The 14,790-nt window shown below is 65.4% G+C and carries 22 protein-coding genes; all 22 read left to right on the top strand.

Features of this window, described 5'->3' with window-relative positions; genetic code table 11:
- The first annotated feature begins 41 nt into the window (after positions 1-41).
- The 22 genes from V7Z82_RS09140 (at position 42) to rplE (ending at position 14,776) form a co-directional block, all read left to right on the top strand.
- Positions 42-1,034, top strand: coding sequence for an ABC transporter (locus V7Z82_RS09140; RefSeq protein WP_334150423.1), 993 nt, complete (start codon positions 42-44; stop codon positions 1,032-1,034).
- An 8-nt stretch (positions 1,035-1,042) separates the two neighbouring features.
- Positions 1,043-1,534 (top strand): hypothetical protein, encoded by a 492-nt coding sequence (locus tag V7Z82_RS09135; protein WP_334150420.1) that lies wholly within the window; start codon positions 1,043-1,045, stop codon positions 1,532-1,534.
- 61 nt (positions 1,535-1,595) lie between these two features.
- Positions 1,596-2,243: a spermidine/putrescine ABC transporter substrate-binding protein gene (locus V7Z82_RS09130; protein WP_334150755.1), complete on the top strand. Its 648-nt coding sequence runs from the start codon at positions 1,596-1,598 to the stop codon at positions 2,241-2,243.
- A gap of 217 nt (positions 2,244-2,460) precedes the next feature.
- Positions 2,461-2,829, top strand: coding sequence for a 30S ribosomal protein S12 (gene rpsL / locus V7Z82_RS09125; RefSeq protein ID WP_017201609.1), 369 nt, complete (start codon positions 2,461-2,463; stop codon positions 2,827-2,829).
- 5 nt (positions 2,830-2,834) lie between these two features.
- Entirely contained in the window at positions 2,835-3,305 is a 471-nt protein-coding gene (gene rpsG, locus V7Z82_RS09120; RefSeq protein ID WP_017201608.1) for a 30S ribosomal protein S7, read from the top strand.
- Between the two features lie 90 nt (positions 3,306-3,395).
- Entirely contained in the window at positions 3,396-5,510 is a 2,115-nt protein-coding gene (fusA, locus tag V7Z82_RS09115) for an elongation factor G (RefSeq protein WP_334150405.1), read from the top strand.
- A 167-nt stretch (positions 5,511-5,677) separates the two neighbouring features.
- Positions 5,678-6,868, top strand: a complete 1,191-nt coding sequence (tuf, locus tag V7Z82_RS09110; protein ID WP_045278755.1) for an elongation factor Tu — start codon at positions 5,678-5,680, stop codon at positions 6,866-6,868.
- A 182-nt stretch (positions 6,869-7,050) separates the two neighbouring features.
- Positions 7,051-7,263: a hypothetical protein gene (locus V7Z82_RS09105; protein ID WP_334150401.1), complete on the top strand. Its 213-nt coding sequence runs from the start codon at positions 7,051-7,053 to the stop codon at positions 7,261-7,263.
- Between the two features lie 836 nt (positions 7,264-8,099).
- Positions 8,100-8,408, top strand: coding sequence for a 30S ribosomal protein S10 (gene rpsJ, locus V7Z82_RS09100; protein ID WP_030147986.1), 309 nt, complete (start codon positions 8,100-8,102; stop codon positions 8,406-8,408).
- A gap of 8 nt (positions 8,409-8,416) precedes the next feature.
- Positions 8,417-9,076 carry a 50S ribosomal protein L3 gene (gene rplC, locus V7Z82_RS09095; protein WP_045278753.1) on the top strand — a complete coding sequence of 220 codons (660 nt, stop codon included), beginning with the start codon at positions 8,417-8,419 and terminating at the stop codon, positions 9,074-9,076.
- 2 nt (positions 9,077-9,078) lie between these two features.
- The gene (gene rplD / locus V7Z82_RS09090) at positions 9,079-9,741 is read left to right on the top strand and encodes a 50S ribosomal protein L4 (RefSeq protein ID WP_091029526.1); all 663 of its coding nucleotides are present in this window, start codon (positions 9,079-9,081) and stop codon (positions 9,739-9,741) included.
- Positions 9,738-10,061, top strand: a complete 324-nt coding sequence (rplW, locus tag V7Z82_RS09085) for a 50S ribosomal protein L23 (RefSeq protein ID WP_045278752.1) — start codon at positions 9,738-9,740, stop codon at positions 10,059-10,061. Before rplD ends, rplW begins: the two co-directional genes overlap by 4 nt.
- 18 nt (positions 10,062-10,079) lie before the next feature.
- Positions 10,080-10,919, top strand: a complete 840-nt coding sequence (gene rplB / locus V7Z82_RS09080) for a 50S ribosomal protein L2 (RefSeq protein ID WP_045278751.1) — start codon at positions 10,080-10,082, stop codon at positions 10,917-10,919.
- Positions 10,920-10,931: 12 nt separating this feature from the next.
- Complete coding sequence (gene rpsS, locus V7Z82_RS09075; RefSeq protein ID WP_045278750.1) at positions 10,932-11,213, top strand: 30S ribosomal protein S19; 282 nt, start codon at positions 10,932-10,934, stop codon at positions 11,211-11,213.
- 24 nt (positions 11,214-11,237) lie between these two features.
- Entirely contained in the window at positions 11,238-11,636 is a 399-nt protein-coding gene (gene rplV, locus V7Z82_RS09070; protein ID WP_334150392.1) for a 50S ribosomal protein L22, read from the top strand.
- On the top strand, positions 11,636-12,391 hold the full coding sequence (rpsC, locus tag V7Z82_RS09065; protein WP_017201587.1) for a 30S ribosomal protein S3: 756 nt from the start codon (positions 11,636-11,638) through the stop codon (positions 12,389-12,391). The genes rplV and rpsC overlap by 1 nt, the downstream gene beginning before the upstream one ends.
- Positions 12,391-12,810 (top strand): 50S ribosomal protein L16, encoded by a 420-nt coding sequence (rplP, locus tag V7Z82_RS09060; RefSeq protein ID WP_045278748.1) that lies wholly within the window; start codon positions 12,391-12,393, stop codon positions 12,808-12,810. Before rpsC ends, rplP begins: the two co-directional genes overlap by 1 nt.
- The gene (rpmC, locus tag V7Z82_RS09055) at positions 12,810-13,127 is read left to right on the top strand and encodes a 50S ribosomal protein L29 (RefSeq protein WP_045278747.1); all 318 of its coding nucleotides are present in this window, start codon (positions 12,810-12,812) and stop codon (positions 13,125-13,127) included. Before rplP ends, rpmC begins: the two co-directional genes overlap by 1 nt.
- Positions 13,127-13,459 (top strand): 30S ribosomal protein S17, encoded by a 333-nt coding sequence (rpsQ, locus tag V7Z82_RS09050; RefSeq protein WP_334150383.1) that lies wholly within the window; start codon positions 13,127-13,129, stop codon positions 13,457-13,459. Before rpmC ends, rpsQ begins: the two co-directional genes overlap by 1 nt.
- Positions 13,456-13,824 (top strand): 50S ribosomal protein L14, encoded by a 369-nt coding sequence (rplN, locus tag V7Z82_RS09045; RefSeq protein WP_045278746.1) that lies wholly within the window; start codon positions 13,456-13,458, stop codon positions 13,822-13,824. Before rpsQ ends, rplN begins: the two co-directional genes overlap by 4 nt.
- Before the next feature lie 2 nt (positions 13,825-13,826).
- The gene (rplX, locus tag V7Z82_RS09040) at positions 13,827-14,186 is read left to right on the top strand and encodes a 50S ribosomal protein L24 (protein WP_230113953.1); all 360 of its coding nucleotides are present in this window, start codon (positions 13,827-13,829) and stop codon (positions 14,184-14,186) included.
- Positions 14,186-14,776, top strand: a complete 591-nt coding sequence (gene rplE, locus V7Z82_RS09035) for a 50S ribosomal protein L5 (RefSeq protein ID WP_334150377.1) — start codon at positions 14,186-14,188, stop codon at positions 14,774-14,776. The genes rplX and rplE overlap by 1 nt, the downstream gene beginning before the upstream one ends.
- Positions 14,777-14,790 lie beyond the last annotated feature (14 nt).

Here is a 14,790-nt window from a genome sequence, read left to right as displayed (position 1 = left end):
GTATCCTCGCACTGCACACTTCCGATGAGAGGCGCACCCACATGAGTGACCCCGACGTTCCCCAGTCCGAGCGGCCGAAAGACGTCGACGACGTCGTCGGCAGCGCGAACGCCGGTCTCGACGCCGCCGCCGCGGCAGGTGCCGACATCCCCGGTGGCCCTGCGCAGCCGGCAGCCGACGAGTCGGTCGACCCCGACCTCGCGGCCTTCGAAGCCGCCGAGCGCGACCACCCCGGAACCTTCCAGCCTCCTGCGGCTCCGGCAGCGCCCCCGCTCTTCACCGCGGACGCCGACGAGACCGCGGTCGTGTCGACGCCGGTCGCCGACCGCGACGAGACCACCCCGTTCTCGTACCGCGATGAGGAGCCGACGATCGCGGATGCCGCGTACTCGCCGTCGTACGCCGGCGACGAGACGCGCGTCCTGCCATCCGAGCCTCTGGTCGCCGCGGCTGCTGCACCGCTGGTCCCGCAGCCGATCTTCGTCCAGGCTCCGGAGCCGCCCCGTGATCGCGGCAACCGGGGGACCGCCGGAGCGATCGGACTCCTCGCGACCCTCGTGTTCGCGCTGCTGTACCTCGGCACCACGATCGGCCTCGGCGCCCTCGCCGGCGACGTGACCGCCGAGAACATCGGTACCGCCGCAGCCGCACCGCTGCTCACCTGGGGCTTCTGGACCCCGGTGGTCGTGTTCTTCCTCGGCTTCTGGTTCCTCGGCGCGATCATCAACCGCGGACGCTGGGGCCTGTGGGTCGTGTTCGGCATCATCGTCGGCGCGATCGCCTACGGCGGCCACATCCTCGGCCAGGTCTTCGAGGCCAGGTTCTGGACTCTCAGCCCTTCGACCGGACTCGAGCTCGTCGGCGAGCAGCTGCTCGCCCCGCTCGCGATCGCGGCCTTCGTCTTCGCCCGCGAGCTGACGATCTGGTTCGGCGCCTGGGTCGCCCGCAGCGGCGCGCGCAAGACCGAGCTGAACGCCGAGGCGCAGCGAGAGTACGAGCGCACGCTCGAAGCCGGCCCGACGCTGGCGCGCTGATCGCAGACATGACGACACCGAACCCCCGCGGACCCGAGTCCGCGGGGGTTTCGCTGCCTCTGGCGCTGGTCCTGGCGACCATCGGCTTCTTCGCCCTCGCGGTGTTCGGCCTCGGGGCGGTCAGCATCATCACGGACGCCGACATCATCTCGGTCCCAGGTCTCGGCCAGGCGCCGGGCGTCATCGGGATGAGCGTGGCGCTGCTCGCGTTCGCGGTGACGCTGTGGTCGGCGCTGCGACGGGATCGCCCGTCATACGTCTCGGCCGCGGCGATCGCGCTCGTCTCGGCCCTCGCCCACCTGATCGCGGTCTGGATGGCCGTGTTGATCGCCACCGGCGGCATCATCACCGCCACCGCCGTCGCCGGCGACCTCGTCCGCGGCGGGGCGAGCGCGGTGCTCCTGCTCGCAGCCGCCATCGCGGGCTGGGCTGGTGTCGCGCTCCGTCGAACCCGTTCGCGGCGTCCGCAATGGCCGTGGGAACGCGACGACGAGGAGTGACGCCCCGCCGGTGAGTGCGGAAATCGGCGCGCTGCGGCGCGACGCGCCGTACGCTGGTCCTGTGGAGCGCTCGTTGGAGACGCAGGTCGACCAGGCCGTCGAGGCCTGGCTGCGTTGGGTGCCCCGCTGGGAGCCGGCCACCCATCGAGGCAGAGTCGCTCCGTGCCGTCGCTGCCTCGGCTCGCCGATCCTCTCGGCAGCGGGTATCGGTGCCAACGTCCCGCACGGCGTGCAGCACGGACTGTCGACGCGCATCAAGACGATCGTCGACCATGCGGTCGCCGAGTACACGGCACGAAACCTTCCGACGCTGCAGGGTGAGCTCGATCAGCAGTCGGCTCGGAACCGTGCGCGCGGCTATCGCCCGACCGAGAACCTCGACCCCGAGTTCGACGGGCTGCCCCTCGATCCGGAGCCGGTCGCCGGTGCGCCGTTCCTGTTCACGATCGCCGGACTCGCGGATGACGCGGCCGCAGAGCTGCCTCCGCTCCCGCCCCTGAGCGAGGAGGCGAAGGCCGCGCTCCGTCAGGAGGTCGGGCTCGCCGACGAGTACGCCAACATGGTCGGGCGCGAGGTGTGCGGGCTGCTGCTGCGCCACCGGATCTCCATCCAGGCCGCGATCTCGCAGCACGTCGAGCCGCAGATCGAGGCGCTGCTGGCCGAGCTGACGCAGTCGCTGGACTCGCCGTTCGACCCAGACCGCCCCTGACGCTCCGGGACCGGCATCCATTTGACCGTCAGGTTACGCGGCATTACACTTGATCAGGTGTGTGCACGTCTCGACGTGCGCACTGGGCGTCGGCACCTTGCCGGTCCGCCTCCACGGCATACCCACCACACCACAAAGCTCGTCGATTCCGGCGTGCCGGTGGGTCATGATGTGAAACCCATCACGCTGTCACCGTGCAGCACTATGAGGAGAGAACGTGCCAACCATTCAGCAGTTGGTTCGCAAGGGTCGCTCGCCCAAGGTCACCAAGACCAAGGCGCCCGCACTCAAGTCGAACCCGCAGCAGGCCGGGGTCTGCACCCGCGTCTACACCACCACCCCGAAGAAGCCGAACTCGGCGATGCGCAAGGTCGCTCGTGTGAAGCTCCGCAACGGCACCGAGGTCACCGCGTACATCCCCGGTGAGGGCCACAACCTGCAGGAGCACTCGCTGGTGCTCGTCCGCGGCGGTCGTGTCAAGGACCTCCCCGGTGTGCGTTACAAGATCGTCCGTGGCGCCCTGGACACCCAGGCAGTCAAGAACCGTAAGCAGGCTCGTTCCCGCTACGGCGCGAAGAAGGGTTGAGTTAGATGCCTCGTAAGGGTCCCGCCCCGAAGCGCCCCGTTGTCAACGATCCGGTATACGGCGCACCGATCGTCACCTCGCTGGTGAACAAGATCCTCGTCGACGGCAAGAAGTCGCTGGCCGAGTCGATCGTCTACGGCGCCCTCCGCGGCGTCGAGGCGAAGAACGGCCAGGATGCCGTCGCCACCCTCAAGAAGGCGCTCGACAACGTGCGTCCCACCCTCGAGGTCCGCAGCCGCCGTGTCGGTGGCTCGACCTACCAGGTTCCGGTCGAGGTCAAGCCGCACCGCGCGAACACCCTCGCACTGCGCTGGCTCGTGAGCTACGCCAAGGGTCGTCGTGAGAAGACGATGACCGAGCGTCTCCAGAACGAGATCCTGGACGCGTCGAACGGCCTGGGTGCCGCGGTCAAGCGCCGTGAAGACACTCACAAGATGGCCGAGTCGAACCGCGCGTTCGCTCACTACCGCTGGTAAACCCTTCGACAGGCTCAGGAGCCCATCCGCGTTCCTGAGCCTGTCACCCCCTCTGCGCAGTACGACTGCACGAAAGATAAGGACACTCCTGTGGCACAAGACGTGCTCACCGACCTGAGCAAGGTCCGCAACATCGGCATCATGGCGCACATCGATGCCGGCAAGACGACGACGACCGAGCGCATCCTGTTCTACACGGGCGTCAACCACAAGCTCGGCGAGACGCACGATGGCGCCTCGACCACCGACTGGATGGAACAGGAGAAGGAGCGCGGCATCACGATCACGTCTGCCGCCGTGACCTGCTACTGGAACAAGAACCAGATCAACATCATCGACACCCCCGGTCACGTGGACTTCACGGTCGAGGTGGAGCGCTCGCTCCGCGTCCTCGACGGTGCGGTCGCCGTGTTCGACGGCAAGGAGGGCGTCGAGCCCCAGTCCGAGACCGTGTGGCGTCAGGCCGACAAGTACAACGTTCCCCGCATCTGCTTCGTCAACAAGATGGACAAGCTCGGCGCGGACTTCTACTTCACGGTCGACACGATCATCAACCGCCTCGGCGCCAAGCCGCTGGTCATCCAGCTGCCGATCGGTGCGGAGAACGACTTCATCGGTGTCATCGACCTCGTCGAGATGCGTGCACTCGTCTGGGCCGGTGACTCCAAGGGTGACGTGACCATGGGTGCCTCCTACGAGATCCAGGAGATCCCGGCCGACCTCAAGGAGAAGGCTGACGAGTACCGTCAGGCTCTCCTCGAGACCGTCGCCGAGACCGACGACGCGCTGCTCGAGAAGTTCTTCGGTGGCGAGGAGCTCACGGTCGCCGAGATCAAGGGCGCGATCCGCAAGCTCACCGTGGCTTCGGAGATCTACCCGGTCCTCTGCGGTTCCGCGTTCAAGAACCGTGGCGTCCAGCCGATGCTGGACGCGGTCGTCGACTACCTGCCGAACCCGCTCGACGTGGGTTCCATCGAGGCGCACGACCCCAAGGACTACGACACGATCATCGAGCGTCACCCCGACGCGAAGGACCCGTTCGCGGCCCTCGCGTTCAAGGTCGCCGTGCACCCGTTCTTCGGTCGTCTGACCTACGTCCGCGTGTACTCGGGACACCTCGACTCCGGCGCTGCGGTCATCAACTCGACCAAGGGCAAGAAGGAGCGCATCGGGAAGATCTTCCAGATGCACGCCAACAAGGAGATCCCTGTCGCCTCGGTCACCGCCGGCAACATCTACGCGGTCATCGGCCTGAAGGACACCACCACCGGTGACACCCTGACCGACCCCGCCGCCCCGGTCGTCCTCGAGTCGATGACGTTCCCGGAGCCGGTCATCGAGGTCGCGATCGAGCCGAAGACCAAGGCCGACCAGGAGAAGCTGGGTGTCGCCATCCAGAAGCTCGCTGAGGAGGACCCGACCTTCCGCACGGAGCTCAACCCCGAGACCGGTCAGACGACCATCAAGGGCATGGGCGAGCTGCACCTCGACATCCTCGTGGATCGCATGAAGCGCGAGTTCAACGTCGAGGCGAACGTCGGCAAGCCGCAGGTTGCGTACCGCGAGACGATCAAGAAGGCCGTCGAGAAGTACGACTACACCCACAAGAAGCAGACGGGTGGATCGGGCCAGTTCGCGAAGATCCAGTTCAACATCGAGCCGCTCGACCTCGACGGCGAGAAGACCTACGAGTTCGTGAACGCCGTCACCGGTGGTCGCATCCCTCGTGAGTACATCGGCTCGATCGATGCCGGTTTCCAGGACGGGATGAACGTCGGCGTGCTCGCCGGCTACCCGATCGTCGGCGTGAAGGCGACCATCGTCGATGGTGCGGCTCACGACGTCGACTCCTCGGAGATGGCGTTCAAGATCGCAGGATCGATGGGCTTCAAGGAAGCTCTTCGTCGGGCGAACCCCGTGCTCCTCGAGCCGCTCATGGCGGTCGAGGTGCGTACTCCCGAGGAGTACATGGGCGACGTCATCGGTGACCTGAACTCGCGTCGCGGCCAGATCCAGTCGATGGAGGATGCCGCAGGCGTCAAGGTCGTCCGTGCACACGTCCCGCTGTCCGAGATGTTCGGCTACATCGGCGACCTGCGCTCGAAGACCTCGGGCCGCGCCGTCTACTCGATGGAGTTCAACAGCTACGCTGAGGTTCCCCGCGCAGTGGCCGACGAGATCGTCCAGAAGAACCAGGGCGAGTAATCGTCCTTCTGGGATACCCGGGGCGTCGAGCCCAGCGAAGCGCCCCGGGTTCCCAGCTCCCCTACAACTTCACATTCCCTCTCTACTAAACTGAGATTCACACCCGTAGAGAACCGGTCGCAAACCAGTGCCCGGCAACCTCTACATGACGTCCTGAGGAGGACCCAGTGGCTAAGGCCAAGTTCGAGCGGACCAAGCCGCACGTCAACATCGGAACCATCGGTCACGTTGACCACGGCAAGACCACGCTCTCCGCAGCGATCTCGAAGGTGCTTGCTGACAAGTTCCCGTCTGACACCAACGTGCAGCGCGACTTCGCTTCCATCGACTCGGCGCCGGAAGAGCGCCAGCGTGGTATCACCATCAACATCTCGCACATCGAGTACGAGACCCCGAAGCGCCACTACGCGCACGTTGACGCCCCCGGCCACGCCGACTACGTCAAGAACATGATCACCGGTGCGGCTCAGATGGACGGCGCGATCCTCGTGGTCGCCGCCACCGACGGCCCGATGGCTCAGACGCGTGAGCACGTGCTGCTCGCCAAGCAGGTCGGCGTGCCGTACCTGCTGGTCGCGCTGAACAAGTCCGACATGGTCGACGACGAGGAGATCCTGGAGCTCGTCGAGCTCGAGGTCTCCGAGCTGCTCGCATCGCAGGGCTTCGCCGAGGACGCTCCTGTCGTCCGCGTCTCCGCGCTCAAAGCCCTCGAGGGCGACGAGAAGTGGACGCAGTCGATCCTCGACCTCATGGAGGCCGTCGACAACAACGTCCCCGACCCCGTGCGCGACAAGGACAAGCCGTTCCTGATGCCCGTCGAGGACGTCTTCACGATCACCGGTCGTGGAACCGTCGTCACCGGCCGCGCCGAGCGTGGCACGCTGGCCATCAACTCCGAGGTCGAGATCGTCGGACTGCGTCCGACCGTCAAGACCACCGTCACGGGTATCGAGATGTTCCACAAGCAGCTCGACGAGGCATGGGCCGGCGAGAACTGCGGTCTCCTGCTCCGTGGCACGAAGCGTGAGGACGTCGAGCGCGGTCAGGTCATCGTCAAGCCGGGTTCGGTCACGCCGCACACGGACTTCGCTGGCACCGCGTACATCCTGTCCAAGGATGAGGGTGGGCGTCACAACCCGTTCTACACGAACTACCGCCCGCAGTTCTACTTCCGCACCACCGACGTCACCGGCGTCATCACGCTGCCCGAGGGCACCGAGATGGTCATGCCCGGCGACACCACCGACGTGACGGTCGAGCTGATCCAGCCGATCGCCATGGAGGAGGGCCTCGGCTTCGCCATCCGTGAGGGTGGACGCACCGTCGGCGCCGGTACGGTCACGAAGATCATCAAGTAAGCATCTGCTTCCTCGCAGCGGGGTCGGGCCTTCGGGTCCGGCCCCGCTGTCGTTGACGGGCGACCTCTCGCGACGCAGTCGGGAGCAATCGCGGCCGGGGGTTCCGTTCGCAGCCGGCGACATGCACAATGAGGGTGATCGACCGAACTGGTCGTCAGCACACACCTCTGAAGGGGAACACCATGGGTATCGAAGACACCGTCAACAAGGGCAAGGATCTCTTCGAGCAGAACAAGGACAAGATCGCCGAGGCCGTCAAGAGCGAGCAGGCCGAGGACATCAGCGACAAGGTCCTCGACGGCGTCGCGGACTTCGCGAAGAAGATCGCGCCGGGTGCTGCCGACAAGATCGATGAGATCCGCGACTCGGCCGACAAGGCGATCGGCAACGAGTAGGTCTCTTCCGCAGACGATGACGGCGGTCCGCTCCACGGAGCGGGCCGCCGTTCTGTGTGCGGGGTGGGAATCCGGCTCCGGAAGCTCGCATCCGTCCCGCCGAACCCGTAGACTGTGCATGACCGCCTGGGGATCTTGCGGTCGGGAATGTCGAAGGGGTTCGGCATTCCGACATACGCGGTCTTCCGCGTTCAATCTGGGGAATGACGATCTTGGGGATCATCGTACGACGCGCGCACGCTCTGTGCCTCAGCGTCTCCCTGCCTGCGCGGCGAGGGTTTCTCCGTCGCGCCCTCGGTCGAGGATCCTGGCGTCCCTTCACGCCGGATTCCTCGCGTTCGGTGTGCCCCCTCGCACTGAACGCCCTCCCCAAGCGGGGCGAGGCATGGGGATGCCTCGCCCCGCTATCTCCCGCGATCTGACCTGATCAGAGCGTCGTCGGCGCCTCGACGAGGAGGCGCGACACGCCCGGGTTTGCAGAAGTGAAATCGGTCGTGGCAGAATAGACAGGTTCGACATTCCGGCGTGCGTCATGCGTGCCGGATCACTGCCAGGGCAGTGCATAGACGGCGGGTCCTCCGGGACGACGCAGGGTTCTAGGCCGCGGGTAGCAGAACATCCCCGACAACCTTCATTCCGAGGGCTTCGCCATGCGTGGTGGAGTGTCGGCATCCTGCAGGTCGAGAGACATGCGGGCTGATACAAGAACAGTGGTGCAGCAGATCGACTCGCGAGAGCCGTTCGAGTGCCGAGGCGCGAACAGCGCCGACGTGCGTCCAATGCCCCTGGGTCACCCGGCCCAGGTCGGTAAGACGCTTATAGAGAGTGAGCAGACAATGGCGGGACAGAAAATCCGCATTCGCCTGAAGTCGTATGACCACGAGGTCATCGACTCGTCGGCACGCAAGATCGTCGACACCGTGACCCGTGCGGGCGCGACCGTCGTCGGCCCCGTGCCGCTTCCGACCGAGAAGAACGTCGTGTGCGTCATCCGGTCGCCCCACAAGTACAAGGACAGCCGCGAGCACTTCGAGATGCGCACCCACAAGCGTCTGATCGACATCGTCGACCCGACGCCCAAGGCCGTCGACTCGCTGATGCGTCTCGACCTCCCGGCCGATGTCAACATCGAGATCAAGCTCTGAGGTTCGACATGGCTGACATCAACGCAAAGATTTCCAAGGGAATGCTGGGCACGAAGCTCGGCATGACCCAGGTGTGGAACGAGAGCGGCAAGCTCATCCCCGTCACCGTCATCGAACTCGCACCCAACGTGGTCACGCAGGTTCGTACCCCCGAGAAGGACGGCTACAACGCCGTGCAGATCGCGTACGGCCAGATCGACCCCCGCAAGGTGAACAAGCCCCTCTCGGCTCACTTCGAGGCTGCCGGCGTCACGCCGCGTCGCCACGTGACCGAGATCCGCACCGCGGATGCTGCTGACTACTCACTCGGTCAGGAGCTCACGGTCGACGGCACGTTCGAAGCCGGTCAGCTCGTCGACGTCGTCGGCACGAGCAAGGGCAAGGGCTTCGCCGGTGTCATGAAGCGTCACAACTTCAAGGGCGTCTCGGCATCGCACGGTTCGCACCGCAACCACCGCAAGCCCGGCTCCATCGGCGCTTCGTCGACCCCGAGCCGCGTCTTCAAGGGCATGCGCATGGCCGGCCGTATGGGTGGCGAGCGCGTGACCGTCCTCAACCTCACGGTGCACGCCGTCGACATCGAGAAGGGTCTGCTGCTCGTCAAGGGCGCCGTCCCCGGTGCTCGTGGCCGCATCGTCTATGTCCGCAACGCAGTGAAGGGTGCCTGAACATGGCTGACTCCACTCTCGCGCTCGACGTCCTGAAGGCAGACGGCAAGAAGGCAAGCTCCATCGAGCTTCCCGCCGCCCTGTTCGACGCCAAGACGAACATCCCGCTCATCCACCAGGTCGTCGTCGCGCAGCTCGCGGCGGCACGCCAGGGCACGCACTCGACCAAGCGTCGTGGCGAGGTCTCCGGTGCCGGCCGCAAGCCCTTCAAGCAGAAGGGCACGGGTAACGCCCGTCAGGGTTCCATCCGCGCGCCGCACATGACCGGTGGTGGCATCGTCCACGGACCGAAGCCGCGCGACTACTCGCAGCGCACCCCCAAGAAGATGATCGCCGCCGCCCTCCTGGGCGCGCTCAGCGACCGCTTCCGTGGTGACCGCATCCACGCCATCGAGTCCTTCGGCATCGACGGCACGCCTTCCACGAAGACCGCGGTGAACTTCCTCACCAACGTCGTCTCGTCGAAGAACGTGCTCGTCGTCATCGAGCGCAACGATGACGTGACGCTGAAGAGCATCCGCAACCTGTCGAACCTGCACGTGCTGACGTTCGACCAGCTCAACGCCTACGACGTGCTCGTCTCCGACGACATCGTCTTCACCCAGGCCGCGCTCGAGGGCTTCATCGCCTCCAAGTCCGGCGCCAACCAGGAGGTCTCCGCATGAGCGAGCAGGCATCTGTTCTCCAGACGGCCCTGAACAAGGACCCGCGCGACGTCATCCTGAAGCCGGTCGTGTCCGAGAAGAGCTACGGGCTCATCGACGAGGGGAAGTACACCTTCCTCGTCGACCCGCGCGCTTCGAAGACCGAGATCAAGCTCGCCATCGAGAAGATCTTCGGCGTCAAGGTCGCTGGGGTCAACACTCTCAACCGCGTCGGCAAGTCTCGCCGCACCCGCTTCGGAACCGGCAAGCGCAAGGACACCAAGCGCGCCATCGTCACCCTGAAGTCGGGCACCATCGACATCTTCACGGCAATCGGCTGATCGGGGATAAGGACAATCATGGCTATTCGCAAGTACAAGCCCACGACCCCGGGCCGTCGCGGCTCGTCGGTGGCTGACTTCGCCGAGATCACTCGATCGACGCCGGAGAAGTCGCTGCTGCGCCCGCTCTCGAAGACCGGTGGTCGCAACAACCAGGGCCGCATCACGACCCGTCACATCGGTGGTGGCCACAAGCGCCAGTACCGTGTCATCGACTTCCGTCGCAATGACAAGGACGGCGTCGACGCTCGGGTCGCTCACATCGAGTACGACCCCAACCGCACCGCGCGCATCGCGCTGCTGCACTACTTCGACGGCGAGAAGCGCTACATCCTCGCGCCGGCGAAGCTGAAGCAGGGCGACGTCGTCGAGTCGGGTGCCGGGGCTGACATCAAGCCGGGAAACAACCTCCCGCTGAAGAACATCCCCACCGGTACCGTCATCCACGCGATCGAGCTCCGCCCCGGTGGCGGCGCGAAGATGGCACGTTCGGCCGGAGCATCCGTCCGTCTCGTCGCCAAGGACGGCCCCTACGCCCAGCTGCGTCTGCCCTCGGGCGAGATCCGCAACGTCGATGCGCGCTGCCGCGCGACCATCGGCGAGGTCGGCAACGCCGAGCAGTCGAACATCAACTGGGGCAAGGCCGGCCGCATGCGCTGGAAGGGCGTCCGCCCGACCGTGCGTGGTGTCGCGATGAACCCGGTCGACCACCCCCACGGTGGTGGTGAGGGCAAGACCTCCGGTGGACGTCACCCCGTTTCCCCTTGGGGCCAGGCTGAGGGTCGTACCCGTCACGCCAACAAGGAAAGCGACAAGTACATCGTGCGTCGTCGTAACGCCGGCAAGAAGCGCAAGTAGGAGTAAGAGAAGATGCCTCGCAGTCTTAAGAAGGGCCCCTTCGTCGACGAGCACCTGCTTCGCAAGGTGATCGGTCAGAACGAAAAGGGCACCAAGAACGTCATCAAGACCTGGTCTCGCCGGTCCATGATCATCCCGGCCATGCTGGGTCACACGATCGCGGTCCACGACGGTCGCAAGCACATCCCCGTGTTTGTGTCCGAGACCATGGTCGGCCACAAGCTGGGCGAGTTCGCGCCCACCCGCACCTTCCGCGGCCACGAGAAGGACGACAAGAAGGGTCGTCGGCGCTAACGCGCTGGCGTAGAGGAGAGAGAAATGGTGGAGTCCATCGCACGCGTGCGACACATCCGCGTGACCCCTCAGAAGGCTCGTCGTGTCGTCGCGCTCATCAAGGGCAAGCAGGCCCAGGAGGCTCTGGCGATCTTGAAGTTCGCACAGCAGAGCGCCAGTGAGCCGATCTACAAGCTTGTCGCGTCGGCCATGGCCAACGCACAGGTCAAGGCGGATCGTGACGGCGAGTACCTCGACGAGCAGGACCTGTACGTAGCGAATGCCTACGTCGACGAGGGCACGACGCTCAAGCGTTTCCAGCCCCGTGCACAGGGTCGCGCTTTCCAGATCAAGAAGCGCACGAGCCACATCACGGTCGTGCTCTCGACGCCTGAGGCTGCTCCGGCCGCCCCGGGCGACAGCAACAAGAAGGCGAGCAAGTAATGGGACAGAAGGTAAACCCGTACGGCTTCCGTCTCGGTATCACCACGGACCACGTGTCGCGCTGGTTCTCGGACTCGACGAAGCCCGGTCAGCGTTACGCCGACTACGTCGCCGAGGACATCAAGATCCGCAACCTGCTGAAGACGCAGCTCGACCGCGCCGGTGTCTCGAACATCGAGATCGAGCGCACCCGTGACCGCGTCCGCGTCGACATCCACACCGCCCGTCCGGGCATCGTGATCGGTCGTCGTGGCGCCGAGGCCGAGCGCATCCGCGGCGACCTCGAGAAGCTCTCGGGCAAGCAGATCCAGCTGAACATCCTCGAGGTCAAGAACCCCGAGGCTGACGCTCAGCTCGTCGCGCAGGGCATCGCCGAGCAGCTCTCTGCTCGTGTGGCGTTCCGTCGTGCGATGCGCAAGGGTCTCCAGGGCGCGCAGCGCGCTGGCGCCAAGGGCATCCGCATCCAGGTCTCCGGCCGCCTCGGCGGCGCTGAGATGAGCCGCTCGGAGTTCTACCGCGAGGGTCGTGTGCCGCTGCACACGCTGCGTGCGAACATCGACTACGGCTTCTACGAGGCGAAGACCACCTTCGGCCGTATCGGTGTGAAGGTCTGGATCTACAAGGGCGACCTGACCGCAAAGGAGCTCGCTCGCGAGCAGGCCAATGCACCCAAGGCCCGTCGTGACGACCGTGGTGGCGACCGCCGCCGCGCGCCGCGCAACGAGGCACCTGTCGCAGAAGGAGCGTCGGCATAATGCTCATCCCCCGTAAGGTCAAGTTCCGCAAGCAGCACCACCCGGGTCGCTCGGGTCAGGCGACCGGTGGCACGAAGGTCTCCTTCGGCGAGTTCGGTATCCAGGCACTCACGCCTGCGTACGTCACGAACCGTCAGATCGAGTCCGCTCGTATCGCGGTCACCCGTCACATCAAGCGTGGCGGCAAGGTGTGGATCAACATCTACCCTGACCGTCCGCTCACGAAGAAGCCTGCTGAAACCCGCATGGGTTCCGGTAAGGGTTCCCCCGAGTGGTGGGTCGCCAACGTCAAGCCGGGTCGCGTCCTCTTCGAGGTCGGCGGTGTGAGCGAAGAGCTCGCCCGCGAAGCACTGACCCGTGCAATTCACAAGCTGCCTCTCAAGGCACGCATCATCAAGCGCGAGGAGGGCGACGCGTAATGGCGATCGGCACCAAGGAGCTCGCTCCGGCAGAGCTCGACACGTTCGAAGACCAGCGCCTCGTTGAGGAGCTGCGTAAGGCCAAGGAGGAGCTGTTCAACCTCCGTTTCCAGTCGGCCACCGGCCAGCTGGAGAGCCACGGCCGCATCCGCGCCGTCAAGCGCGACATCGCGCGTCTCTACACCGTGATCCGCGAACGCGAGCTGGGCATCCGTGCGACGCCCGCTCCGGTCGAGGTCCCGGCGAAGAAGGCGACCAAGTCGAAGGCGAAGAAGGCGGACTCCGCTGACGACGCCGTGAAGGAAGAGGCTGAGTGATGGCCACCAAGAAGGAAGCGACTGCTGAGACGCAGACCGCAGGACACGAGTCGTCCGCGCACGACGTGCGCGACTCCGCAGCCCGCGGCTACCGCAAGGCGCGTCGTGGCTATGTCGTCAGCGACAAGATGGACAAGACCATCGTGGTCGAGGTCGAGGACCGCGTGAAGCACCCGCTTTACGGCAAGGTCATCCGCCGCACCTCGAAGGTCAAGGCGCACGATGAGGCCAACTCCGCCGGCATCGGCGACCTGGTCCTCATCAACGAGACCCGCCCGCTGAGCGCCACGAAGCGCTGGCGCCTGGTGGAGATTCTGGAGAAGGCCAAGTGATCCAGCAGGAATCCCGACTCAAGGTCGCCGACAACACCGGCGCCAAGGAGCTCCTCACCATCCGCGTGCTCGGTGGCTCCAAGCGTCGTTACGCCGGCCTCGGTGACACCATCGTCGCGACCGTCAAGGACGCGATCCCCGGTGGGAACGTCAAGAAGGGCGACGTCGTCAAGGCGGTCATCGTCCGCACCAAGAAGGAGACGCGCCGTCCCGACGGCTCGTACATCAAGTTCGACGAGAACGCCGCCGTGATCCTGAAGAACGACGGGGAGCCTCGCGGCACCCGTATCTTCGGACCGGTCGGCCGTGAGCTTCGCGACAAGAAGTTCATGAAGATCGTCTCGCTGGCGCCGGAGGTCATTTAATCATGGCGAAGATCAAGAAGGGTGACCTGGTTCAGGTCATCACCGGAGCCACGCAGGAGCGTGGCGGCGACCGCGGGAAGCAGGGCAAGGTCCTCGAGATCCTTGCCGAGAAGAACCGCGTCATCGTTGAGGGCGTGAACTACGTCACCAAGCACACCCGCGTCGGTCAGACGCAGCGTGGCACCAAGACGGGCGGCATCGAGACTGTCGAGGCCTCCATCCACATTTCGAACGTCGCACTCGTCGACCCCTCGACCAAGAAGCCGACCAAGGTCGGCCACCGGGTCGAGGAGCAGGTGAAGGACGGCGTGAAGCGCAACGTCCGCGTGCGCTTCGCGAAGAAGTCAGGTAAGGACCTCTGATGGCAACCACCGACGCCGCGGTGGCTGGCAAGATCCAGCCCCGCCTGAAGGCGAAGTACAACGCTGAGATCAAGAAGGCGCTGCAGGAAGAGTTCGGTTACGCGAACGTCATGCAGATCCCCGGACTGGTCAAGGTCGTCGTGAACACCGGTGTCGGCGAGGCAGCTCGCGACAGCAAGGTGATCGATGGTGCGGTCGACGACCTCACCAAGATCACCGGCCAGAAGCCGATCGTCACGAAGGCTCGCAAGTCCATCGCGCAGTTCAAGCTGCGTGAGGGTCAGGCCATCGGCGCGCACGTCACCCTCCGCGGTGACCGCGCGTGGGAGTTCGTGGACCGCCTCGTCTCGCTCGCACTGCCCCGTATCCGCGACTTCCGCGGCCTCTCGGGCAAGCAGTTCGACGGCAACGGCAACTACACCTTCGGTCTCCAGGAGCAGAGCGTGTTCCACGAGATCGATCAGGACAAGATCGACCGGGTTCGCGGTTTCGACATCACCGTCGTCACCACCGCGAAGACGGATGACGAGGGTCGGGCACTGCTCCGTCACCTCGGCTTCCCGTTCCGCTCGGAAGACGCGCAGGCGTAACCCTTCGACAGGCT

Origin of the sequence: Microbacterium sp., from assembly GCF_036823965.1 — a bacterium.
In the GTDB taxonomy this organism is placed as follows: Bacteria; Actinomycetota; Actinomycetes; order Actinomycetales; family Microbacteriaceae; genus Microbacterium.
The sequence above is the reverse complement of the archived record's forward strand: the minus strand, read 5'-3'. Positions and strand labels throughout refer to the sequence as shown.